Here is a 24,389-nt window from a genome sequence, read left to right as displayed (position 1 = left end):
TCAGCGGGCATTGGCGTACTCCAATGCCTCCGCGATGGTGGGGTGGGTGAAGGTGAAGTCGTTGTCGGTGAGCACACCGGGTGCAACGCGTTGGGAGAACAAAACCATTTCCTCGATCATGTCGCCGCCGACCGCGCGGGCCGCGAACCGCGGGACACTGAGCAGGGTCGGACGGTGCAGTGACCGGCCGAGCGCGTCGACGAACGTGGCGAAGTGGATCGCGGCCGGGGTGCACAGATTGACCGGGCCGGCGATCGCGGAGTCCAGGAGGAACTCGATGGCGCGGACCTCGTCGACCAGCGAGATCCACGAGAAGTACTGGCGGCCGTTGCCGATCGACCCGCCGAGGCCGAGTCGGAACAGTGGCCGCAACCGGCCGAGCAGGCCACCGCGCGGGGAGATCACCGGCGCGGTGCGCAGCAGCACCACGCGGGTGTCGGGACCGGTGTCGTCGGTGGCCGCGGCCTCCCAGTCACTGGTCAGGTCGGCCAGGAATCCGGACCCGGGACCATCGGTCTCGGTGGCCACGCGGGAGCCGGTGTCACCGTAGAAGCCCGTGGCGCTGGCACTGATCAGGGTGGGTACCCCGGCATCGCGGACGGCTTCGGCGAGCACCGTCGTCGGGGTGATCCGGGAGTCCCGCAGTTCCTGCTTGAACCGCCCGGTCCAGCGTTGATCGCCGACCCCGACCCCGCCGAGGGAGACGACGGCGTCCACGCCGTCGAGAGCGTCGACGGGCACCCCGAAGGTCTCCGGATCCCAGCTGTACTCGCCGGGTCCGGAGACCTCACGCCGCACCAGACGGCGAACGGAGTGTCCCGCGGATTCCAACGCGGTCACCAGCGCCGAACCGATCAGCCCCGATGAACCCGCGATGGCTACCTGCATCGTGTCCTAGAGGCCGAGCTCGGCGGCGAAGGCACCAGCCTCGAGGCGCTTCTTGACGGTGGTCAGGAATCGTCCCGCGTCGGCACCGTCGATCAGGCGGTGATCGTAGGTGAGCGGCAGGTACGACATCGACCGCACGGCGATCGACTCGTCGCCCTCTTCATCGGTGATCACGACCGGACGCTTGACGATCGCGCCGGTGCCCAGCATCGCGGCCTGCGGCGGCACCAGGATCGGGGTGTCGAACAGGGCACCCTGGCTACCGATGTTGGTGATGGTGAAGGTGCCACCGGCCAACTCGTCGGGCTTGAGGCCGTTGCTGCGGGCGCGCGCGGCGATGTCGGCGATGGCGCGGGCGAGGCCGGCGATCGACAGGTCGTCGGCGTTGTGGATCACCGGGGAGAGCAGCCCCTGCTCGGTGTCCACGGCGATGCCCAGGTGCACCTTGTCGTAGTAGGTGATCTCCTTGCGGTCCTCGTCGATCGAGGCGTTGACGTTCGGATGCGCCTTGAGCGACTCGACCACGGCCTTGGCGATGAACGGCAGGAAGGTCAGGTTGACGCCCTCGGCCGCCCGGAACGACTCCTTGGCCGCCTTCCGCAGGTGGACGATCCTGGTCATGTCGACCTCGAACACCTGGGTGAGCTGCGCCGACGTCTGCAGCGACTCGCGGGTCTTCTTGGCGGTGATCTGCCGGATCCGGTTGATCTTCTGGGTGGTCCCGACCAGTGCGGCGAGCTCGGGCTTGACCTCGGGGGCCGACGGTGCGGCGGCAGCCGGAGCCGCGGCGGCGGGCGCAGGCGCGGCCGGGGCCTTCTTCGCCTCGGCGGCGGCGAGCACGTCCTGCTTGCGGATACGGCCACCGACGCCGGTGCCCTTGAGGGACGCGAGATCGATGTCGTTCTCGGCGGCCAGCTTCCGCACCAGCGGGGTGACGTACGGGGTGGACTGCAGGTCGGTCGGCTCGGCTGCGGGGGTGGATGCCGCCGGTGCCGGGGCAGCTGGGGTGGCCGGTACCGGGGCAGCGGGGGCGGCCGGTGCCGGGGCAGCGGGGGCGGCCGGTGCCGGTGCAGCCGCGACGGGTTCGGGGGCCGGGGTGGGCTCGGGAGCGGGTGCGGCCGGTGTCGGGGCGGCGACGGCGGAGGCGTCACCGATGACGGCGAGACGGCCGCCGACCTCGACGACGTCGTCCTCCTGGGCGACGATCTCGAGCAGGGTGCCCGCGATCGGCGACGGGATCTCGGTGTCGACCTTGTCGGTGGAGACCTCGACCAGCGGCTCGTCTTCGGCGACGGTGTCGCCGACGGCCTTGAGCCAGGTGGTGACGGTGCCCTCGGTGACCGACTCGCCGAGTTCGGGCATGACGACGTCGGTGCCGGCACCGGCAGGAGCAGCGGCCGGTGCGGCCGCGGCAGGTGCCGCGGCGGCGGGTTCGGGTGCGACGGGTGCCTCGGCGGCGGGCTCCGCAGCGGGTGCGGGGGTCTCGGCGGGCGCCTCACCGGCGTCACCGATCACGCCGAGCTCGCCACCGATCTCGACGACGTCGTCCTCCTGGGCGACGATCTTCACGAGCACGCCCGCCGCGGGGGACGGGATCTCGGTGTCGACCTTGTCGGTGGATACCTCGAGCAGGGGTTCGTCGACCTCTACGGTGTCGCCCTCCTCCTTCAGCCACCGGGTGACTGTCCCCTCGGTGACACTTTCACCTAGGGCGGGCATCTGGACGGAGAAGGCCATTGCTGTTAGCTCCTGAACTCGACGTGTGGGTCTTCGACGTGCGGGTGGGACATGCGGGTGGACGGTGTGTGCGCCGTGGGTCCCGGGGCGTGCGACGGGTTGGCCGCGTGCCCACGGCAAAACCTTACCCGTAGCCGCCCCGGGCGACGTGTTGTGTGGGTGAAAAGCGTCCCGGTCAGCCGTTGGCGGCGATGTCCTCGAGGACGCGGGCGATCGTCCGCACCGGTACGCCCGTACCACCCTTGGGTGTGTAACCCCACGGGCCACCCGAATTGAACGCCGGGCCGGCGATGTCGACGTGGGCCCAGGCGACGCCGTCGGGGACGAACTCCTTCAGGAACAGACCGGCCGAGAGCATGCCGCCCCAGCGGTGATTGGTCACGTTGGCCAGGTCGGCCACCCGCGACTTGAGATCCGACCGGAGCTCGGCCGGGAGCGGCATCGCCCACGCGTTCTCGCCGACCTCCGCCGACAGCGCCGCGACCCGGTCGCGGAAGTCGTCGGTACCCATCACCCCGGGGGTACGGGTGCCCAGCGCCACCATCTGCGCGCCGGTCAGGGTGGCGGTGTCGATCAGGTAGTCCGGCTCGTCCTCGCAAGCCCGCACGATCGCATCGGCCAGTACGAGGCGGCCCTCGGCGTCGGTGTTGAGCACCTCGACGGTGGTGCCGCCGTACTGGGTGAGCACGTCGCCGGGACGTTGCGCAGTGCCCGACGGCATGTTCTCGGCCATCGGGACGGTCGCGGTCACGGTGACCTCGAGCTCCAGCCGCGCGGCCAGGATGGTGGACGCGATGACGGCCGCCGCGCCGCCCATGTCAGAGGTCATCTGGTCCATGTTGGCCGCGGGCTTGATCGAGATGCCGCCGGTGTCGAAGGTGATGCCCTTGCCGACGAGCGCGACCTTCTTGGCCGACTTCTTGCCGACGTGGGTCAGGCGCACCAGCCGCGGCAGCCGCGAGCTGCCCTTGCCGACACCGACGATGCCGCCGTAGCCCTCCTTCTCCAGCGACGCGAAGTCGAGGATCTCCACCTTCAGGCCCGCCGTGGAGCCCAGTGCCCGGGCGCGCTCGGCGAACTCTTCGGGGTAGAGGTGGCTCGGCGGGGTGTTGACGAAGTCGCGGGCGATCGCCACGGCGTCGGCCACGGCCACCGCATGGGCGAGGTCCGCCTTGGCGGCCTTGCCGGCGTCGTCGACCAGAAGGTGGATCGTGGTGGGCGGCAACTTCTTCGGCTCCGACTTGGCCGACCGGAACTCGTCGAAGCGATAGGCGCCGAGGAACAGTCCCTCGACCGCCGGGGTGAGTGCGGCCGCCGCCAGGGTGGTGGCGACGGTGGCGAATCCGTCGAGTTCGCGGGCCACCACGCCGGCGGCCTGCCGGACCTTCTCGGCGTCGTCGAGGGCGGCGTCGTCGCCGAGACCCAGGGCCACCACCACAGACACCCCGAGAGACTCCGGTGCGGCGATCCGGGTGACCTCGCCGTGCGACCCGCTCGCCCCGACCGCGACCAGCGCCGCGGTGATCGCGGCGGCCTGTGCGTCGTCGAGGACGTCGGCGGCCAGCAGCAGGGTGGGTGCGTCGTCGGAGTCCGACGCCGCGGCGATGAGCCCGACGACGAGGGCCTCGTCGTCGGAGTCGAGTGAGGTGGACAGGGTGATCTGGGGTCCGCGCGTGCGATCGGCGCTCTCGTTCTTGCTCACCTTGGCCATCTTATGGGCGTGGCGTTCACGGATGGCGGAGTGTCGCAGACCGGCCATGTGCACGACCGGGGTGGTCGGCGGACCCGACGGTGGGTGGGATGAGCACGGGCGGGCCGGGGGTCGGGTGGGATGAGCACGGGCGGGTGGGTGTCGGGTGGGATGAGCACGGGCGGGTGGGTGTCGGGTGGGATGAGCACGGGCGGGTGGGTGTCGGGTGGGATGAGCACGGGCGGGTGGGTGTCGGGTGGGATGAGCACCGGCGGGCCGGGCTCGGGTGGGAGGAAGCGGCCTGTGATCGTGGGGCGGTGGTGATCGCCGCGGTGGCGGTGGGGGTGCGTGCCGTCGGGGCGCCGGCGACCGGTGTGATCGGTGATCGGTGGCGTGGTGGATTCGGTGCGCACACCGCTCCCGGATGTCGACGCGAGTCGGTTGTCGGCGCCGCGGCGGCGGATCGTCGAGGTGCTGCGTGCCGAGTGCGATCGCCACGACCCGGGCTCCGCCTGGTCCGATGGCGTCACCGAACCCCTGGTGTGCCGACCCTGCCGGTACGGTCCTGCACGATGCCGTTGTGCCGCTGCGCAATCCGACTCCGGTCGTGGCGCATCCCGGGTCGGTGACCCTCACCGCAGCCCTGCACGGCACCGGGGCCGCGGGATCGGTCGCGCCGTCCGGTTCCGGCGACCAGGTGCTCCATGACCACCCCGGTCCGCCCGGGCAGCACACCAACGTCGTCGTCGCGATGCGGGACACGTGGTCACGACCATCGGCGGCAGCGAGGTGCGCGACATCACGGAGCGTGAGTTCACCCTCGGTGGGAGCCGGGGAATCCAGGGATTCGGGGTGTCGGTGCCCTGACCCGACGGCTGCGACCCCGGCTCCGACACGGTGATCGGCTCGCCCGCGGCGCCGGTGGGCGGGCGGGTAGGTTGAGGCCCATGAGTGAGCTTCTCGCCGGCCCCATCGCCGATCGTCATGCCGCCCTCGGAGCGAGTTTCGCCGCCTTCGGCGGTTGGGACATGCCCGTCTCGTATGCCGGTACCGTCGCCGAGCACACCGCCGTGCGGGACGCGGTTGGCATCTTCGACGTGAGCCATCTCGGCAAGGCGCTGGTCGCGGGCCCCGGCGCGGCGGCGTTCATCGACGCCACGCTCACCAACGACCTCGGCAAGATCCGCCCCGGCAAGGCGCAATACACGTTGTGCTGCAACGAGTCCGGTGGCGTCATCGACGATCTGATCGCCTACTTGGTCGGCGACGACGAGGTGTTCCTGGTCCCCAATGCGGCGAACACCGCGACGGTCGTCGCCGCATTGTCGGCGGTGGCTCCCGAGGGTGTCACGATCACCGATCAGCACCGCGAGTACGCCGTCTTCGCGGTGCAGGGCCCCCGGAGCGTCGATGTGCTCGGCGCCGTCGGCCTGCCCACCGAGATGGAGTACATGGCCTTCGCCGACGCCGAGCTCATCGCGGGGGATGCGACGTTCCCGGTCCGGGTGTGCCGTACCGGTTACACCGGTGAGAAAGGCTTCGAGATCCTGCCGCGGTGGGCCGACGCCGGACCGGTGTTCGACGCGCTGCTCGAGCAGGTGACGGCCTTCGGCGGACAGCCGGCAGGCCTCGGCGCCCGCGACACCTTGCGCACCGAGATGGGCTACGCCCTGCACGGTCACGAGCTGTCGACCGAGATCACACCCAACCAGGCCCGAAGCGCCTGGGCGGTCGGCTGGGACAAGCCCGCGTTCTTCGGCCGCGACGCCCTGCTCGCCGAGAAGCAGAGCGGTCCGGTGCGCCGTCTCTACGGGCTGCGCGCCACCGGCCGTGGTGTCCCGCGTGCCGACTGCGAGGTCCGCACCACCGACGGTATGACCGTCGGCATCTGCACGTCGGGAACCTTCTCGCCGACCCTCAGGCAGGGAATCGCGTTGGCGTTCATCGACACCGCGTCCGGGGTCAAGAAGGGATCGCAGGTGGTGATCGACGTCCGCGGGCGTGCGCTGCCGTGTGAGGTGGTGCTGCCGCCGTTCGTCGAGTCGCACGTGTGACACCGTGGGAATAGTGCGACGTCGGAGAAGAGGCCGATCGGACCGGCGGTAGGATCAGCTCATGACCTTGCAGTTCACCCGCACCGAGCACCCCCATCCGGTGTCGGAATCGCAGCGTGCCGAGATCCTCGCCGCGCCCGGTTTCGGCAAGCATTTCACCGACAACATGGTGCTGGTGGACTACGACGTAGCGCGTGGATGGCACAACGCGCAGGTCACCCCGTATGGCCCGATCGCACTCGATCCGTCGGCGATGGTCCTGCACTACGGCCAGGAGGTCTTCGAAGGGCTCAAGGCCTACCGTCAGGCCGACGGCTCGATCTCCGCGTTCCGTCCCGAGGCCAACGGTCTGCGGATGCAGCGTTCGGCCGAGCGGCTGGCCATGCCGGGCCTGCCGGTCGAGGACTTCCTCAATTCCCTCAAGGCCCTGCTGGCCGCCGACAACGCGTGGGTGCCGGAGGCGGGCGGCGAGTCGTCGCTGTACCTGCGGCCGTTCATGTTCGCCTCGCAGGCCGGGCTCGGCGTCAACGCGCCGTCGTCGGAGTACCGCTACTCGGTGATCGCCTCGCCCGCGGGCGCCTACTTCTCCGGTGGCATCAAGCCGGTCAGCGTCTGGCTGTGCACCGAGTACGTGCGCGCGGTCCCCGGCGGCACCGGGTTCGCCAAGTGTGGCGGTAACTACGCCGCGTCCTTCCTCGCACAGGCGCAGGCCACCGAGAAGGGGTGCGACCAGGTGGTCTGGCTCGACGCGCTCGAGCGCCGCTACATCGAGGAGATGGGCGGCATGAACCTGTTCTTCGTGTTCGGTTCGGGTGCCGACGCCCGATTGGTGACCCCCGAACTCACCGGTTCGCTCCTGCCGGGTATCACCCGCGAGTCGCTGCTGACCCTGGCCACCGACGCCGGATTCGCGGTCGAGGAGCGCAAGATCAGCACCGAGGAGCTCCGCAAGGGCGTGGCCTCCGGCGACATCACCGAGGTGTTCGCCTGCGGCACTGCCGCGGTGATCACCCCGGTCGGTCAGGTGAAGAGCGACACCGAGGACTACGCCATCGGTGACGGCACCCCGGGCGAGGTCACCCTCGCGCTACGCGACACCCTCACCGGCATCCAGCGCGGCAAGTTCGCCGACACCCACGGCTGGATGACCGAGCTGTACCGGCCGTAGTCACAAGCGATCTCGCCACTCGCGCGATCTCACACCCAACGGTGACCGGGCCCCGTGCCCGGTCACCGTCTTGTCTCCGCGGTGGTCACCTCGAGAGGTTCGGTCGCGGAGATCTCGACACGACTTGTCGCTGCGCTCCTCGTCGGCTCGATCACCGAAGGGTGCCATGTCGTTTGGGGTGTCGGCCGGTGTCGACGTTGTGGGTTCGGATGAGATGGTCGGAGGGTGCCATGTCGTTTGGGGTGTCGGCCGGTGTCGACGTTGTCGGCTCGGACGAGATGGTCGGAGGGTGCCATGTCGTTTCGGGTGTCGGCCGGTGTCGACGTCGTCGGCTCAGACGAGCACACCGATCACGGCGATCGCCGTTCCGAGTTCGATCGCGGCGCCGATCACGTCGCCGGTGATCCCCCCCATCCGTCGCGCGCAATGACGGGTGAACAGCCACGTCGCCGCGATGACGACGACGGTCACCGCCACGGCCCGGATCGTGCCGGCGGTGTCGAACCAGTCGTTCGCGCCGAGGCCGCCGACAAGTCCGGCGGCGAGCGCGGCCGTCACCGTCCACACCGCCACCGATGCCTTCTGGGTGCCGACGACGAGTGCGCCGAATCCGTCGGTGTGGGCGGGGGAGAGGGTCCACCGGGCCGCGACCACCGCGGCGACGCGGCCCAGTGCGACGGCCAGACCCAGTTCCGGCCATCGGTGTGCGCCGGCGAGCGCGGCGAATCCCAGGGCGTCGACGGCGAGGATCGCGGCGACGGTCGCCGCACCGAACGGCCCGACGCTGCCCGACCGCATCACCTCGGTGACCCGTTCGGGTGGGCCGTAACAGCCCAGACCGTCGGCGGTGTCGGCGACCCCGTCGACATGCATCCCGCGGGTGCCCACCGCGAGCAGGATCACCACCAGCACGCCGGCCAGCGCACCGGGCAGATTCGTCGCAGACAGTCCCCATGCGGCCAGTGCCGCAACGGTTCCCAGAAATGCGCCGACAACGGGTACGGCCGCCATCACCCGGCCGCCGAGGGCCCGGTCGAACTCCCCGTCGGTGAGCCGGCGGGGGATCGGGACAACGGTCAACCAGGAAAGCGCGACGGCCACCGGACGCGGCGAGACGGCCATGATCAGGCGGGCGCCTCGGCGGGTTCGTCGTCGGGGGCGGGCTTCTCGCTGACCCCGGCCTCACCGAAGGTCGACATCGACGTCAGCACGTCCACCGCACTCATCACCGCAGGCAACGCGGCCAGCGCGCCGGTGCCCTCACCGAGCCGCATCGAGAACTCGACGACGGGTTCGAGGTCGAGGTACTCCAGGGCGATCGAATGGGCCGGCTCGGCCGACCGATGTCCGGCCAGCCACCAGCGGGTGGCGCCCGGCGCGAGTTCGGCGGCGATCAGCGCGGCCGCGGTGACCACCACGCCGTCGAGGATCGCCGGGGTCTTACGAACGGCGGCCTGGGCGAGATAGCCGGCCATCGCCGCGAGATCGGCACCACCGACCGCGGCCAGCAGGCGCATCGGATCGTTGCGATGCGGGCGGGCGCGACGCATGCCGTCACGGATCGCGGCGGTCTTGCGCATCCAGCCGAGATCGTCGATACCGGTGCCGCGGCCGACCACCTCGACCGGTTCGCGGCGTGCGAGGGTGCCGACGATGACGGCCGACGGCGTGGTGTTGCCGATCCCGAGGTCGCCGGGGATCAGCAGGTCGGCGCCGGCGTCGATCAGGTCGTCGGCGATGGCCCGGCCGGCCGCGATGGCCTGCCGCGCCTCGTCGAGGGTGAGGGCGTCGGTGACGCGCAGGTCTCCGCTGCCGCGACGCACCTTGTAGGAACCGAACTGCGGTGGGGTGTCGGCGTCGACGGCCATGTCCACCACACGCACCCGCGCACCCGCGCGGGCGGCGAGCACGTTGACCGCTGCTCCACCCTCGGCGATGTTGGCGACCATCTGCACGGTGACCTCCGGCGGAAACGCCGAGACACCGGAGCGGGCGACGCCGTGGTCACCGGCGAACACCACGACGGTCGGCGCGGTGATCGGACGCGGCGGGCACACACCCTGGCAGGCCGAGATCCACACGCCGAGCTCTTCGAGCCGGCCCAGGGAGCCGGCCGGCTTGGTCAGGGTGAGCTGACGGGCACGGGCCTCGTCGGCGATCGCCTCGTCGGGGGGATCGATCGGACCGAACACCTCGGCGTCGGTGGGATCGGGACGTGGCCGGTCACCGGGGCCGTCGGCCTCGACGCGGACCACGCCGGTCGGCATGTCGACCGGCGCAGACGGTGTGGCCACCGGGACCGGAATCGGGGCGGCGGGTACCGAGGGAGCGGCAGACCCAGGGGAGACGGTTTGTGCGGCAACCGGTTCGGTGCTGCCCGTCGGTGTCACGGAGGAGCCGGTGGCCATGCGGTCCCCGGTGGTCGACGGCCGCGGCGTCACGACCGCGGCGTCGGACAGGTCGATCACGCGCCCGGCCACCACCAGCAGGACCCGGTCGCAGACCGCGGCGACCGCCGCGTTGAGCACCCCGAGCTGATCCTGGAACAGCCGACCCGCGGGCGTCGGCGGTACCGGCGCGAGCCCCACCTCGGGGCTGATCAGCACCAGGTCGCCATCGAAACCGCCGATCGCCGAACACAACTCGGCGTTCTCGCCGGCTCGGTCGACGGTCTCGGCCGACCACGCGCCGGTGGCGTCGAGACGTGCCGCCAGCCAGTTGCCCAGATCGTCGACGAGCGTCGCCGTATCCCTGTGTGCGCGAAGCTCGTCGGCGAGTGCGGTGGTCTCCACAGTCGTGTACCGGTCACCGCGGCGCGCGCGATGCCGCTCGACCCGTGCCGTCCACTCGGCGTCGGTGGTCAGCGTCGGACCGGTGGCCAGGTACCTCACCGAATCGTGCTCGCGCAGAAGGTCTTCGCCGTGATCGGACTTACCCGATCGTACCCCGCCGAGGATCAGTGTCCGATGCCCGCGTGTGGTCATCGCCGATCAGACTTCGTCGCCTGCGGCGACCTGCGGGGCCGGGGCGCGCATCCTGCGCAGCTGCATGGCCCGCGTGAAGGCATACCAGCCGAGCTTGAGCCCGGTGTCGGTGGTGTCCGGGAAACGCTCGCGCACACGGGTGTTCACGAGACGGCCGAGGATCACACCGTCGATCGCCATGAGCACCACGAAGGCCAGCAGCAGGAACGTCGAGTACGCCGCGATCGACGGCAGGAACATCACGACGATCAACACGATCGCGAACGGCATGAACAGCCCGGCGAAGTTACGGCGCGAGTCGACGATGTCACGCGCGTAGCGGCGTACCTCGCCCTTGTCGCGCGGCATGAGGTACTTCTCCTCGCCGGCCATCATCCGCTCCCGCTGCTCGAGCCGCTGTGAGCGGCGATCGGCGGTGAGCCTGCGCTTGTCCTCCTTGGACATCGAGCTCTTGAGTTCTTTCTTGCGGGCGCGGGCCTCGGCGCGCGTGGTCGGCGGAGGGGTCACCGGACCACGCTTGCGGCCCTCCGACTGGCGGCGCGACGGGGTCGGACGCCCCTTTCCGGGGGTATAGGCGCTGCCCCGCCCGGACTCGTCGGTGGTGTCGGCAGCGTCCTCGATCGACGCGTCGGTGGACGTCTCACCCGCGGCGTCGGCCGGGGATTCGTCCTTCTTCCATGGCAGCTTCACACCTTCGAGCCTAGGCGATTCCGCGCTGCCGTCCCGCGCCGACCTCCCTATACTTTGCCCGCATGGCGTCCCCCGGAGTTCACACCGTTGCGCAGGAGCGGCGATGCGCATCCTGATCGCACCGGATTCGTTCGGCAACACCCTGACCGCGGTCGAGGCGGCCGAGGCGATCGCGGCCGGGTGGTCGGCGTCGCGTCCTGACGACGAGGTGGTGCACGCACCGCAGTCCGACGGTGGACCGGGATTCGTCGACGTCCTCGGCAGCCGGTTCGGACAGTTGCGCACCGAGACCGTGTCCGGCCCGCTCGGCGCCTCGGTCACCGCCCAGTGGTTGCTCGACGATCGCGATCCCGGCCACCTCGTCGGCTATGTCGAATGTGCGCAGGCGTGCGGATTGCATCAGCTCGGCGGCGGACCCACCGCGCGGACCGCCCAGACCGCCGACACCACCGGCGTCGGGATGCTCGTCGACGCCGCGCTGCGCGCCGGGGTCGCCGCGGTGGTCGTCGGGCTCGGCGGCAGCGCCACCAACGACGGCGGTCGCGGCCTGATCGAGGCGCTCGGCGGACCCGAACTCGCCCTCGAGCGCTGTTCGGGCATCGACGTGGTCGCCGCATCCGACGTGGAGAACCCGCTGCTCGGCCCCCTCGGCGCGATCGCTGTCTTCGGTCCGCAGAAGGGTGCCGACGACGCCGCGCTGGTCCGGCTCGAACACCGGATGGTCGAGTGGAACCGGGTGCTCACCGAGCTCGCCGGTCGCGACATCAGCGCGGAGACCGGGGCCGGGGCGGCCGGTGGACTCGGCGCGGCCCTGCTGGCGCTCGGGGGCCGCCGGGTGTCGGGGGCGACGGTCGTCGCCGAGGCCACCGGGCGCGACGCCGACATCGCCGCGGCCGATCTGGTGATCACCGGGGAGGGCAAGTTCGATTCGCAGACCCTGCGCGGCAAGGTGGTGTCGGCGCTGACCGCCACCGCGCAGGCGTCGCGGGTGCCGGTGCTGGTGGTGGCGGGTCAGGTCACACTGGGCGCCGACGAGATCGCCGCAGCCGGGATCGCCGCAGCCCACTCCATCGTCGAGTACGCCGGATCGGTGCAGGTCGCGATGGACGACGCCGGACCCCAGCTGACCGGACTGATGCGTCGGGTCGCCGCGGCCTGGGGTGCCTGACCGTCGCGGCGAATCCACCGAAGTGACCCATCGCGGCGGCGGGAATAGGTCGGCACGCGGTACGGTTGAACCAACGGCACCACGTCCACGGGTCGACGACCCAGCGGATGTCTGTCCTCCGGGGCCCACCCCGGAACCGATCACTCGCCGACATCATCGAGTCGGCGTGGCGACGACGATCACCCTGAGGAGCATCGATGACCGTGCAGAACGAATCCGGCACCGCGACCACCACCGGTGTCAACCTGAGCGACGCCGCCGCCGGCAAGGCCAAGGCCCTGCTCGATCAGGAAGGCCGTGACGACCTGGCGCTGCGGATCGCGGTTCAGCCCGGTGGCTGTGCGGGTCTGCGCTACCAGCTGTTCTTCGACGACCGCACCCTCGACGGTGACCTCACCGACGACTTCGGCGGGGTCACCCTCGCCGTGGACCGGATGAGTGCCCCGTACGTGCAGGGTGCCACCATCGACTTCGTCGACACCATCGAGAAGCAGGGTTTCACCATCGACAACCCCAACGCGACCGGCAGCTGCGCCTGCGGCGACTCGTTCAACTGATCGATCCCGCACCGGACATCCCACCGACCGCACCCCGCTCCGCCGGGGTGCGGTCGGTGGCGTTTGGACACCCTCAGTAACGTGAGGCACCACTGCATGTCGACCGACTGAAGGGCGTAGGACACCTCGTGACCATCTTTGTGTGTGGCTCGATCGCGACCGATCATCTGATGACCTTCCCGGGCAAGTTCTCCGAACAGCTCCTGGGCGATCATCTCGAACACATCTCGCTGAGCTTCCTCGTCGAGGATCTCGTGGTCCGGCGCGGCGGGGTCGGCGGCAACATCGCCTACGCGATGGGGGAGCTGGGTGGCTCGCCGGTGCTGGTGGGCGCGGTCGGCGCCGACTTCCACGACTACCGGCAGTGGCTGGAGTCCCACGGCGTCGACTGCCGTTCGGTCCGGATCTCCGAGACCAGGCAGACCGCCCGCTTCATGTGCACCACCGACGAGACCATGGCGCAGCTCGCGTCGTTCTACGCCGGCGCGATGAGCGAGGCCCGCGAGATCGCCCTCGGCGACGTCATCGGCACCGCGGGTACCCCGGAGCTGGTGCTGATCGGCGCCGACGACCCGGCGGGCATGGTGGCCCACACCGACGAGTGCCGGGCGCTGGGCATCCCCTTCGCCGCCGACCCCTCCCAGCAGCTGGCCCGCCTCGACGGCGAGACGGCGCGGTCACTGATCGACGGCGCGACCTACCTGTTCACCAACGAGTACGAGTGGGGTCTGCTGCGCGAGAAGACCGGGCTGTCGGAGGAGCGGATCGGCGAGATGGTCGGCACCCGGATCACCACCCTCGGTGCCGGTGGCGTCGAGATCATCGAGCGGGGCGGCGAACGCATCCACGTCGCGGTGGTGCCCGAGACCGCGCAGGTCGACCCGACCGGTGTCGGCGACGGCTTCCGGGCCGGCTTCCTCACCGCCCTGAGCAAGGGCCTCGGCTACGAGCGGGCCGCCCAGCTCGGCTCGATGGTGGCCGTGCTCGTGCTCGAGACCGTCTCCACCCAGGACTGGACCTGGGATCATGCCGCGGCCCTGTCGCGGATCGAGGGTGCCTATGGTGCCGACGCCGCCCAGGAGATCGGCGCCATCTTCTGACCCTCGAGACGCACGCCCCTGACACACGAAAAGGGCCGAACCCGATGCGGGTTCGGCCCTCTGTCTGGTGTGCGCTCTGTCGTGTGTACCCGGAGCAGGTCAGAGTTTGACCGGGTAGGTGTGGTCGGTGATCTGCGGAACCAGGGTCTTCTCCACGAAGATCGCGTGCCACACCATGAAGATCAGTACCGTCCAGAGCCGGCGGCTGTTGTCGATGACGCCGTCGCGATGCTCGTCGAGCATCGCCAGCACCACGGACTTGTCGAAGAGATGGTCGGTCTGCGATGCCGTGATCGTCTGGTGTGCCCAGTCGTACATCTGCGAGCCGGCCAGCCAGTGGCGGATGGGCACCGGGAAGCCGAGCTTGCGGCGGTGCAGCACATGCGGCGGCACGATCTGTTCGAGCGCCTTGCGTAGCGCGAACTTGGTGGTGCCGTGCGCGATCTTCTCCTCGTAGGGGAGACGCTCGGCGACGGCGAACACCTCCGGGTCGAGGAACGGCACGCGCAGTTCGAGCGAGTTGGCCATGGTGGTCTTGTCGGCCTTGACCAGGATGTCCCCGCGCAACCAGGTGAACAGGTCGAGATGCTGCATCCGGGCCACCGGGTCCCAGCCCTCGCTCATCGCATAGATCGGAGCGGTGACGTCGGTGTGGGTCCACTCGGGCCGGTAGTCGCGCAGCACCGCCTGCAGGCGCGCGTCATCGAAGCTGCGGGCGTTGCCGTAGTAGCGCTCCTCCAGGGTCAGCGACCCACGATGCAGCAGACTCTTGCCGCGGGTGCCCTCGGGGATGCGGTCGGAGACCTTGCCGGCCAGCCGGCGCATGATCGTCGGCATCTTGTCGAACGCCGACAGCGACAGCGGCTCCTTGTAGATGGTGTAGCCGCCGAACAGTTCGTCGGCGCCCTCACCCGACAGCACCACCTTGACGTGCTTGCGGGCCTCGGCGGCGACGAAGTACAGCGGGACCAGTGCCGGGTCGGCGACCGGGTCGTCGAGATACCAGACGATCTGGGGGATGGCGTCGATGAACTCGCTTTCCGAGACCACCTTGACGATGTGGCGCGCACCGATCGCCTCCGCCGACTCGACGGCGACGTCGATCTCCGAGTAGCCCTCGCGCTCGAAGCCGGTGGTGAAGGTGATCAGGTCCGGGTTGTGGCGGATCGCGAGCGCGGCGATGGCGGTGGAGTCGATGCCGCCGGACAGGAACGACCCGACGGTGACGTCGGCGCGCATGTGCTTGGCGACCGAGTCCGAGAGCACCTCGGCGATCTCGTCGTAGCGGCGCTGCCGGGTGGCGTCGGTGACCGGCACGACGCCGAACTGCGGGGTGAAGTATCGGGTGACCTTCGGGGCCTGGCCGGGTGTGAGGGTCGCGTGGCAGCCGGACTCGAGGCGGCGGATCGACGCATGCGCGGTCTCCGGCTCGGGGACGTACTGCAACTCGGCGTAGTGCTCGAGGGCCCGCAGGTCCAGTTCGGTTCCCAGTTGCAGCCGGTCGAGCAATTCGAGCAGGCTCTTCTTCTCGCTGCCGAAGGCGGTGCCGCCGGGGCCGGTCGCGAGGAACATCGGCTTGATGCCGAAGGGGTCGCGGGCCAGGAACAGGGTGCGGTGCTTGGTGTCCCAGAGGGCGAAGGCGAACATGCCGCGCAGCCGGCGCACCGCGTCGGGACCCCAGTGATGGAAGGCGGCGACGATCGCCTCGCCGTCACCCTCGGTGCGGAAGACCGCTCCCTCGTCGGCGGCGAGCTCGGCGCGGATCTCGACGTAGTTGTAGATCTCTCCGTTGAACACCAGCGCATAGCGGTCGGGGTTCTCCGGCGGACCCCAGCGCAACGGCTGGTGCGAGTGCTCGATGTCGATGATCGACAACCGGTTGAAGCCCAGCACGAGGTCGGCGTCGTTCCAGGTGCCCGGCTCGTCGGGGCCGCGGTGCCGCATGCAGTGCGAGGCCTTCGAGAGCAGGTCGACGGCGCTGCCCGCCGAGCCGTCGGACGTCAGCAGACCGAGCAAACCACACACCAGTAAAGGCCTCTTTCGACTCGAGTTCCCCAGATCCGGGACGAGGCGTCCCGGCCGGTCTCCGAGTATGCCGTATCGGGGCCCACGGAGCGTGGTCGCCTCGGGTGTCCCGAGTCGCGAACTGGGCGTCTGCGTGGGCTTTCGGAGTTTTCGACGCGCGGATGCACCCCAACCGAAAAAGTTCCCGTGAGTTGGTCTACGCTGCGTAGTACACAGGCGCGGCCACGGTGCGAATCGTGGTGCCCGGTCCCGGGCAACGTCTTACGACAGTGGTCGGCAGGACGATCGCGCCGGAGCAGGTCATGTGGCGTGCGACTCGGCCGACGGAGACGTCGTGCCGAGCGAGCAGGAAGGCGTGAAATTGGCACACGGTGGACGGCCCCCGGCCCGACGTGCTTCGTCCGCGTCGCGGACGGCAAAACGGATCGGCATCGCCGGGATCCTCGCCGTCGGCGCTCTGTTGATGACGGGGTGTAGCGGCGACGAGATCGTGCGATTCGGTTGGCCGGTCGGCATCACTCCGGAAGCCGAAGTGATGCGGAAGCTGTGGACCTGGTCGGTCATCGCGGCCCTCATCATGGGCATCCTGGTGTGGGCCCTGATCTTCTGGACCATCACTTTCCACCGGCACAAAGAAGGCAAAGAGGAGTTCCCTCGCCAGACCGCCTACAACGTGCCGCTCGAGCTCACCTACACGGCGATCCCGTTCGTCATCATCGCGGTGCTCTTCTACTTCACGGTGATCGTGCAGAACCAGGTCGAGAAGAAGACCGACGATCCCAAGGTCGTCGTGGACGTCACCGCCTTCCAGTGGAACTGGAAGTTCGGCTACCGAGAAGTGAATTTCGGTGGGGGCGATCAGTCCACCAGCTTCTTCGAGCGCAGCGGCAGCCCGTTCGACCTGCAGCTGCAGGAGACCAACGAACATGGCGAAGAGCTTCCCGGCCCCGCCAACGGTCGCGACGACGACATCCGCGACTACCTGAAGTTCAACTCGATCGAGACCCTCGGCACCTCCACCGAGATCCCGATCCTGGTGCTGCCGACCGAGCGCCGTATCCAGTTCGATCTGGCAGCCGCGGACGTCATCCACTCCTTCTGGGTTCCGGAGTTCCTGTTCAAGCGTGACGTGCTGCCCTTCCCGGAGCAGAACCACACAGACAACGTCTTCCAGATCGAGAAGATCGACACCGAGGGTGCCTTCGTCGGCCGTTGCGCAGAGATGTGCGGTACCTACCACTCGATGATGAACTTCGAGGTGCGCGCGGTGTCGGGCGACGACTTCGACGCCTACATCAAGTACCGCCAGGCGAACCCGAAGGCCACCAATGCCGAGGCGCTGCAGGCGATCTGCCAGCAGCCCGAGTCGGTGGTGACCGTTCCGTTCGACACCCGCCGCAAGAGCGATGGCACCGCCACCGCCACCGGTGACCCGAACAACACCCGCATCGCCAACTGCACGATCAAGAGCGGAGCCGCATCGTGAAGGTCGAAGCCCGACTTTTCGAACTCCTGACGGCGTTCTTCTTCCTCGCCGGCGTGATCTACACGCTGTGTACCGCATTCACCAGCCGCGGCGTGGAGTGGGTCGGCGTGGTCGGCATGTTCTTCAGTGCCGGTCTGACCCTGATCGCCGGCACGTATTTCCGGTTCGTGTCCCGCCGGGTGGAGATCCGCCCCGAGGACTACGAAGAGGCCGAGATCGAGGACGGCGCAGGCGAGCTGGGCTTCTTCAGCCCGCACTCCTGGTGGCCGATCCTGATCGCCGCGTCCGCTGCGATGTTCGCGATCGGTTTCGCGACCGGCAACCTCTGGTTCTGCATCTTCTGCGCCGCCTGCATCATGGGTAGCGCCGCAGGCATGGTCTTCGAATACCACGTCGGACCCGAGAAGCACTGAGTCTGGTTCCCGACCGCCGACAGGCCGCATCCCCAGTAGGGGATGCGGCCTGTTGCGTTGTCGGGGAAGTGATTGCGGTGTACCGGTGGCGAGGTGTGCGGGCACGGTGATCGAGCCGACGAGGAGCGCAGCGCCGGGGCGTGTGGTGCACGGTGGTCGAGCTGAATTGGAGCTGTAGCGATCGGGACGTGCGGTTCACGGTGATCGAGCGCGGGGGTGTGATGCACGGTGATTGAGCCGACGAGGAGCGCAGCGACGGGGGCGGGTGATGCACGGTGATTGAGCTGCGTGGGTGCGGTGCACGGTGACGGGGCATGCAGTTCACGCTGATTGAGCCGACGACGAGCGCGGCGATCGGGGCGTGTGGTTACCCGGTGGCCGATCTGACGTGGCGCGCGGTACACGGTGATTGAGCCGACGAGGAGCGCAGCGACGAGGCGTGTCGAAATCTCCGCAGGACGAGCATCCCGACGTCACCACGGTCGACGTCGGTTCATTCCGTACGTGTCACCTGAGGTCTTGGTCGGCGGCGCTAAGCTGAGGGCGCTCGATCCGTATTCACGGTCTTCGTTGAGGCATGGTCGTTAAGTTTCGTCTCAGAAGCCGAGCACGGTCTCCAGCGGGCCATGGCTCTGCTGGACCTTCGGTCGGGGTTGATGACTCGGCAGGTCATCGGCCCCGTTTGAGCTCCGTCCGCCTAGATGGTTGTTAACTTACGGCTTAGGGTTCATTCGTGTGGATGATCGACGTTGAGAGGGAGTCGACGTAGCGTCTTCTGTATCGGCGAACCCTACTGATCGCCACCGACAACAAGGACGGATCTGCCATGACGCAGCTCGATCTGGATATGCTGACCGCCGCATGCCGGCCCGGTGGTGCCGCGGCTCTCACATCGGTCACCGATCTGACCCCGGCCGAGGGGGAGCACGGCGGTGTCGCACCTGCCCGATTCGTCGACCAGCGGAACGCGACGTACGCCTACGAGACGAGGTTCGTCGACGACGAGACCGCGAAGGTCGTGCTCATCGATTCGAAGGCGTCCCAACTCAATCGCGTGGAGGTCGAGATCGAGAAAGCGATCGATGACGGCATCGACCCGCTCTCACTCACGCCTCGCATTGCGGTCACCTACGGCGGCGGTCATCGGGAGTTCGACTACACCTTGCCGCACCGGCTCTACGACGGTCACATCCGAGCAGGCAGTGTCGATGGCGCCCCAGTGACACAGCATCCCGACTACCTGGCGGCCCGAAACGCCACGACAGCCGACGTCCGCCCCATCCTGGAACTGGCGCCCACTGCACTTGTGTTCGGCGGATGGGACTCCACCAGAAAGTCCCGCCAAGGGCGCTATCGAAGCGGTCTCGTCGGCGAGGTCATCGGTGTTCTCGCCGATCAGGGCCCGGATGGCACCACTCCGCCCCGCCGAGGTGGGGCACGCGTGGACCCGATCGCCGCCAGCGTTCGACTCACCGGTCCCCAGCTGAAGCAACTGCTCGACGATCAGCGCGATGAACTCTCGACGAAGAACGTGGAGAAGATCGAGAAGGACATCAAGTCATCGCGCAGTGGACGGACATCTGCCGCACCTCTCGGTCTCGGCGCGATCCCGCCGTCACTCGCCGGGCTCGGGCTGGTCGCATGCCGTCGGATCATCCGCTCACATGTCATCACGTTCAGTGCCCTACGCCAGCTTCGATTCGGTGCAGGCCCCGACGGGGACGCCGCATGCCGCGCCCTGCTGGTTGCCTACGCACTCGCAGGTCTGGCGCGGGCCGATGCCGAGCTCGATCTCCGTGCCAACTGCAACCTTCGTGAGGCCGGACCGACGTCGGTCACCATCGATGCCCGGCACGGTAAGACCATCGACCTCGAGCCACTCGCCATCGCGGACGCCGACGCGTTGCTGAATGCCTCGATCGAGAATGCCCGGTCACTCGCAGGTATCCGTTGGGAAGGTCAGGTCTTCGAGGTCACCGGCAACGACCTGATCATCAACAACGCCGATGCCGATACCGACGCCGAGGACTGACATGAGCGTCATCGGTATCCGGGCCAGATTCCCGCTCGGGATCTATCGCGGGCACCGGCCGGATCGACAGGCCGACCTCTTGCCCTCCCCGCTTCGGCTGCACGCTGCACTGGTGGCCGCGGCCGGCAACGGTTGCACCGCGGCGTCAGGGCAAGGTGCACTGAGCCGTGATGGAGACGCCTCTCGCGCGCTGGAATGGCTCGAAGACAACCCACCCGACTACATCGAGCTCCCACGCTGGGAGATGAACGCCGATCAGACCAACGGCGCGTTCGCCTTTCGTGATGAAGGCGTGGTGGAGAACGCCACAACCGCACCGACACGGCGCAAGGCGCGGCGTTTCGTGACCGACTCGACGGCGCTGGCCGGGCCCATCGGGTGGGGATGGGCGCAGGTTCCCGACGACATCCAGACGACGCTGGACGCCCTGTGCGCCGACGTTCCATGCCTGGGCGAGGCGGACTCTCCGGTGGTGCTGGAGGTCGGGACGATCGAACCAACTCATCGGCGGGCGCAGAAACAGGGCCCGTTCAACTCGGTCGCGATTCGGCTGCCGGTGGCGGCACCCGGTAGGACGGCTGAACTCGACGTCGATTACGTTCGCGCGCAACCGATCAAGCCGCCGAGCGTCTCGGCGGACAAGTGGAAGGCATCGGAGCTTCCTGCTCCGCCGTCGCTGTCGCATGATCTGAAGGCCGTTCTGGGCTACGACGAGATCACGCCGACCATCGAGGTCAACGCACCCTGGGTTCACATCGTCCACTTTCCGACCAACCGGGATGTCGGGCCTGACGACCGGGTTGCATGGTCGGTCACCATGCACCGTGCGTTGACGGCGCTGCTCGGCGACGATGCGTCGCCGCTGGTCACCGGCCGTTACACGACCGGTGCCCCACGCCCGACGAATCGCATTGCAATTCAGCCGCTTCCGGAGAGCATCGTGTCGGCCTCGGCACACCCGCATCTCGGTGCGGGAATGGCCCTTCTGCTCCCCGAGGGTGGCCTGGAACCCATCGCGACGGTCTTGGCGTCGCTGACACGGCTGTACCGTGGCGTTCACGGTGGAATCCGACTCGGTGCTCCGACGATCCACGACGCCGCATCCTTCTGGCACGCGCCCGACGAGTTGTCGACACGACTGTGGACCGCGATTCCGGCGGTTCTTCCCGAAACACGCCGACAACCGAGTCGCGGGGAACGATCGTGGACGTTGGGGGACTCGGCACTGCTGTCGGTGGGCTTCACATACCGAGACCACCTGGGAGCCGTTGCTGTTCAAGATCGCAACGCCCCTGCGGGGGAGCGCTATTCAGCACTCATCGCGGCGGTCGAGCGGGGCGGAGTGCAGGCGTTGAGCACACATCGAATCGCTGACTCGGATACGGGGAAGTACGTCCACAAGCTGCCGAAGGGTCTGGTTGCACAGCCGTACCGATTGGTGCTCGGTCCGGGGGCTCTGGTCAGTGACACCGCGATCGTCGCGATCGGCCAGAGTCGCCATCTGGGCGGAGGTCTGCTCTGTCCGTTCGATGTTCCACACGATGCGGCCGCGGCGATGGGATACCGATCATGACCGGTCTGAGCGTCGGGGATTTCGAGATGTACTTCCGTGAAATGAACGGTCACCCACCGTTCCGCTGGCAGATACGGCTCTGCCGATACATCGTCGACCATGGTGGATGGCCCGAGCACATCACCGCACCGACCGGGTCGGGAAAGTCCGCGGTCATCGACGTCCATCTGTTCGTGAACGCACTCGCCGGATGGGGGAGCGGTCCGCGTGTCCCGCGTCGCCTTGCCGCAGTGGTCAATCGGCGCGCGATCGTCGACTCGCATCATGATCGTGCACACCACCTTCGCGACCAGTTGCAGGCGGCATCGGAGGGGTCGGTCGCAGCACGGGTTCGGGAAGGCCTCACACGGCTCGGGTCTCACCCCGAGTCCGGTCCGTTCATCTTGTCGCGCCTGCGCGGCGGACTTGCCGGCTCTCCGCGCACCCAGCGATCAGAAGTGCAGTGGTTCGATGACCCGGCCGCCTGTGCGGTCATCTGCGCGACACCGGACATGTGGGGAAGCCGGCTTCTGTTCCGAGGGTATGGGACCTCGCGGAACGCACGGTCTCGGGAAGCCGGGCTCCTGGGCTTGGATTCGGTGATGGTGCTCGACGAAGCACATCTGAATCGGCAGTTGCTCTTCGCGGCCCGGCGATGTGCGCAGTTGACGAACGCTGAGCGACTCGGCGTACCGCGATTGCAGATCGTTGCCACCACGGCGACGCCACATGAGGTGGACGACACCACGGCGGTCGGCGTCGACGGCCCCGATGACCTCGACGCCGACCACGTGCTCGCCCGGCGGCTCGAACGTCCGAAACCGCTGTCGCTGATGCCGACCTCGGACTGGCCGGCGGGCAAGCGTCCCAGCAAGACGTATGCTCGGTTCATCACCGAGCAGGTGGTCCGCCAGGTGGAGACGGTCGGAGATCTTGAGACCGTCGGCTGTGTGGTGAACACGGTCGTCACGGCGGGCGAGGTCTACTCACAGCTCCGGGGAATCTACGGCGCCGCGGTACTGCTGTGGATCGGGCCGTTGCGTCCGCTGGACCTGGCAGTGATGAAGGATCGGCATCCCGATGCATTCACGGTCTCTGGAGACTCGGAGATCCGGGTCATCGTGGCAACACAGACACTCGAAGTGGGTATCGATGTGGATCTGGCATCGCTGGTCACCGAACTCGCACCCGGAACCTCTCTCGCCCAACGTGCCGGGCGTGTGAACCGGCTCGGGAACCGTGATCAGGGGGAATGCGTTGTGGTGGTGCCCGAGACCGAACCCACCACACGGCATGGCCCGTACACGGCCGACGAACTCGCCTCGAGTTACCGGTGGCTCCAGAGCTTGGCCAGTCATGCGATCGGTCTCGCGCCCGCTGCGATCTCGGTGTCCCCGCCGCCCGAAGCGGCGCATCCCCGGGCCGTCCTGTCACGGCCGGAGGCGGGGGAGGTCGAGGTCCTCACGACGACGTCGGAGGATCTGGTGGCCGACATCGAACTCGCGCGGTGGCTGCGCGACGATCTGGAAACCGAGCCGGCCACCGTGGGAGTCGTCCGACGGGGTCCGCTCCCGGTTGACGACGCCACCGCGTCCGCGCTGCTGCAGGCGACACCGGTGATAGCCGACGAGGTGTATCCCGTTTCGATCGCCACCGCCGGCGCCGTCATCGAGCTGATCAGGGGCACCGCCCGTCACCGTCGGGTGTTCGTGGTCCGTGAAGGAGTGCTGCGCCGCCTTGATATCGACGATGCTGATCGGGTCATTCCCGGAGACACACTGATTGTCGACGCCGAACATCCGATTGTTCGGGATGGGCTCATCGCCGTCGACAACGCGGATGGACAGGCAGCGACCATCTGGGGCGACGCGCTTCGGGTACTGATCGGTGACGATCCATCCGATGCCGCCATCCTCAAGCAGGTCACTCGAGCACTGTGGGACAACGACACCGACGAAACCGAGACAGAGGACACGGCACAAGCGTTGGCGGTAAGGGAGATTCAGTACGCACTCCCCGACTTGCCCGCAGAACTACAAGTGGAGACGCCGGCGGTACCGGAGGTGGCTTCTGAGATCTTGGCCTGGGCCGTCGTGCGATCTGTTGATTCAGCTGCGCAGCAGGAGGATGCACTTCAGACCTGGACGGGTCGCGGAAAGGTGGTGCTCTCCAGTCATCAGGAAGCGGTGGCTCGGCGTGCGCGTGAGATTGCCAGTCGCCTTGGGCTGTCGGAAGCTCTGCAGCGGGTCGTGTACGAAGCAGGTCTTCACCACGATGATGGCAAGCTCCACCCTGAGTTCCAACGCGTACTCGGCGCGGAACGAGGGACGGAGCCACTGGCGAAGAGTGGCGACAACTATGCCGAGGTACCGCGATGGCGCCGACGTCGCAGCGCTCTGCCGGTCGGGTGGCGGCACGAACAGTTGTCGGCGGTGTACGCGGCGGATGCCTTTGCGCACGATCCTGAGCGGGACCTCATCGTCAGACTCGTGGGAACGAGTCACGGACGTGGTCGGTCGAACTTCACGCATGCGGCGGCGGATGTCCGCAGCGGATTCGCGGACGATCTGGCAGGCCTGGCCGAGGTCCTCTTCGATGAGGGTGGCTGGGATGAGCTTGTTGAAGTGACTGAAAGATGTTGGGGTGCATGGGAATGTGCCTACCTCGAAGCTGTTCTGCGAGCTGCGGACTGCACGGTGTCGATGGAGGGATCATGACCGAGATCATTCTTGCCGGCCCCTATACGAGTGCGTTGACCCACTTCGCCGGATTCGGATTGACGTCGATCCTCGAGGAGGCCCGGTGCCATGGTCTTCGGCTCCGATGGTCCGAGGACCCCGAACCA

Annotated in this window: 17 protein-coding genes; 10 read left to right on the top strand and 7 right to left on the bottom strand. The window is 68.4% G+C overall.

The genetic code is table 11. The features are described 5' to 3' along the window. The 3 genes from ACWDUA_RS05240 to ACWDUA_RS05230 all read right to left on the bottom strand — a co-directional run bounded on the left by ACWDUA_RS05240 (position 1) and on the right by ACWDUA_RS05230 (position 4,327). A complete protein-coding gene (locus ACWDUA_RS05240; RefSeq protein ID WP_449749942.1) occupies positions 1 to 888 on the bottom strand; it encodes a TIGR01777 family oxidoreductase in 888 nt (295 codons plus the stop codon). Between the two features lie 6 nt (positions 889 to 894). After that, positions 895 to 2,625, bottom strand: coding sequence for a 2-oxoglutarate dehydrogenase, E2 component, dihydrolipoamide succinyltransferase (sucB, locus tag ACWDUA_RS05235; RefSeq protein WP_449749941.1), 1,731 nt, complete (start codon positions 2,623 to 2,625; stop codon positions 895 to 897). Positions 2,626 to 2,800: 175 nt separating this feature from the next. Continuing rightward, entirely contained in the window at positions 2,801 to 4,327 is a 1,527-nt protein-coding gene (locus ACWDUA_RS05230) for a leucyl aminopeptidase (RefSeq protein WP_449749940.1), read from the bottom strand. A 935-nt stretch (positions 4,328 to 5,262) separates the two neighbouring features. Between ACWDUA_RS05230 and gcvT the strand changes: the two genes are divergently transcribed. Continuing rightward, on the top strand, positions 5,263 to 6,369 hold the full coding sequence (gene gcvT, locus ACWDUA_RS05225) for a glycine cleavage system aminomethyltransferase GcvT (protein WP_449749939.1): 1,107 nt from the start codon (positions 5,263 to 5,265) through the stop codon (positions 6,367 to 6,369). Positions 6,370 to 6,430: 61 nt separating this feature from the next. Continuing rightward, the gene (locus ACWDUA_RS05220) at positions 6,431 to 7,537 is read left to right on the top strand and encodes a branched-chain amino acid aminotransferase (RefSeq protein WP_449749938.1); all 1,107 of its coding nucleotides are present in this window, start codon (positions 6,431 to 6,433) and stop codon (positions 7,535 to 7,537) included. 333 nt (positions 7,538 to 7,870) lie between these two features. On the opposite strand, the gene ACWDUA_RS05215 is transcribed toward ACWDUA_RS05220, so the two are convergent. From ACWDUA_RS05215 to ACWDUA_RS05205, 3 genes are read right to left on the bottom strand one after another with little or no spacing between them, the layout of a single operon-like run. After that, complete coding sequence (locus ACWDUA_RS05215; RefSeq protein ID WP_059039377.1) at positions 7,871 to 8,659, bottom strand: adenosylcobinamide-GDP ribazoletransferase; 789 nt, start codon at positions 8,657 to 8,659, stop codon at positions 7,871 to 7,873. Between the two features lie 2 nt (positions 8,660 to 8,661). Further along, a complete protein-coding gene (gene cobT, locus ACWDUA_RS05210) occupies positions 8,662 to 10,521 on the bottom strand; it encodes a nicotinate-nucleotide--dimethylbenzimidazole phosphoribosyltransferase (protein ID WP_449749937.1) in 1,860 nt (619 codons plus the stop codon). Positions 10,522 to 10,527: 6 nt separating this feature from the next. Further along, positions 10,528 to 11,211 (bottom strand): DUF3043 domain-containing protein, encoded by a 684-nt coding sequence (locus ACWDUA_RS05205; RefSeq protein WP_449749936.1) that lies wholly within the window; start codon positions 11,209 to 11,211, stop codon positions 10,528 to 10,530. A gap of 103 nt (positions 11,212 to 11,314) precedes the next feature. Here ACWDUA_RS05205 and ACWDUA_RS05200 point away from each other — a divergent pair, with 103 nt between their 5' ends. The 3 genes from ACWDUA_RS05200 (at position 11,315) to ACWDUA_RS05190 (ending at position 14,036) form a co-directional block, all read left to right on the top strand. After that, the gene (locus ACWDUA_RS05200) at positions 11,315 to 12,379 is read left to right on the top strand and encodes a glycerate kinase family protein (RefSeq protein WP_449749935.1); all 1,065 of its coding nucleotides are present in this window, start codon (positions 11,315 to 11,317) and stop codon (positions 12,377 to 12,379) included. 197 nt (positions 12,380 to 12,576) lie between these two features. Further along, a complete protein-coding gene (locus tag ACWDUA_RS05195; RefSeq protein ID WP_449749934.1) occupies positions 12,577 to 12,936 on the top strand; it encodes a HesB/IscA family protein in 360 nt (119 codons plus the stop codon). Positions 12,937 to 13,064: 128 nt separating this feature from the next. Further along, positions 13,065 to 14,036 (top strand): carbohydrate kinase family protein, encoded by a 972-nt coding sequence (locus ACWDUA_RS05190; RefSeq protein ID WP_449749933.1) that lies wholly within the window; start codon positions 13,065 to 13,067, stop codon positions 14,034 to 14,036. A gap of 99 nt (positions 14,037 to 14,135) precedes the next feature. On the opposite strand, the gene asnB is transcribed toward ACWDUA_RS05190, so the two are convergent. Next, positions 14,136 to 16,061, bottom strand: coding sequence for an asparagine synthase (glutamine-hydrolyzing) (gene asnB / locus ACWDUA_RS05185; protein ID WP_449749932.1), 1,926 nt, complete (start codon positions 16,059 to 16,061; stop codon positions 14,136 to 14,138). Between the two features lie 361 nt (positions 16,062 to 16,422). On the opposite strand from asnB, the gene ctaC reads away from it, so the two are divergent. From ctaC to cas3g, 5 genes are all read left to right on the top strand, one after another. After that, complete coding sequence (gene ctaC, locus ACWDUA_RS05180; RefSeq protein WP_449750044.1) at positions 16,423 to 17,547, top strand: aa3-type cytochrome oxidase subunit II; 1,125 nt, start codon at positions 16,423 to 16,425, stop codon at positions 17,545 to 17,547. Continuing rightward, positions 17,544 to 17,960 carry a cytochrome c oxidase subunit 4 gene (locus tag ACWDUA_RS05175; protein WP_449749931.1) on the top strand — a complete coding sequence of 139 codons (417 nt, stop codon included), beginning with the start codon at positions 17,544 to 17,546 and terminating at the stop codon, positions 17,958 to 17,960. Before ctaC ends, ACWDUA_RS05175 begins: the two co-directional genes overlap by 4 nt. 826 nt (positions 17,961 to 18,786) lie before the next feature. Further along, on the top strand, positions 18,787 to 19,992 hold the full coding sequence (cas7g, locus tag ACWDUA_RS05170; protein ID WP_449749930.1) for a type I-G CRISPR-associated RAMP protein Csb1/Cas7g: 1,206 nt from the start codon (positions 18,787 to 18,789) through the stop codon (positions 19,990 to 19,992). A 1-nt stretch (position 19,993) separates the two neighbouring features. After that, positions 19,994 to 21,565: a type I-G CRISPR-associated protein Csb2 gene (csb2, locus tag ACWDUA_RS05165; protein WP_449749929.1), complete on the top strand. Its 1,572-nt coding sequence runs from the start codon at positions 19,994 to 19,996 to the stop codon at positions 21,563 to 21,565. Further along, positions 21,562 to 24,261 (top strand): type I-G CRISPR-associated helicase/endonuclease Cas3g, encoded by a 2,700-nt coding sequence (cas3g, locus tag ACWDUA_RS05160; protein ID WP_449749928.1) that lies wholly within the window; start codon positions 21,562 to 21,564, stop codon positions 24,259 to 24,261. The genes csb2 and cas3g overlap by 4 nt, the downstream gene beginning before the upstream one ends. The last annotated feature ends 128 nt before the right edge of the window (positions 24,262 to 24,389 follow it).

It is taken from the genome of Gordonia sp. NPDC003376, assembly GCF_053589235.1.
Note: the sequence above shows the minus strand (reverse complement) of the source record. Positions and strands in the feature narration are given on the sequence as shown.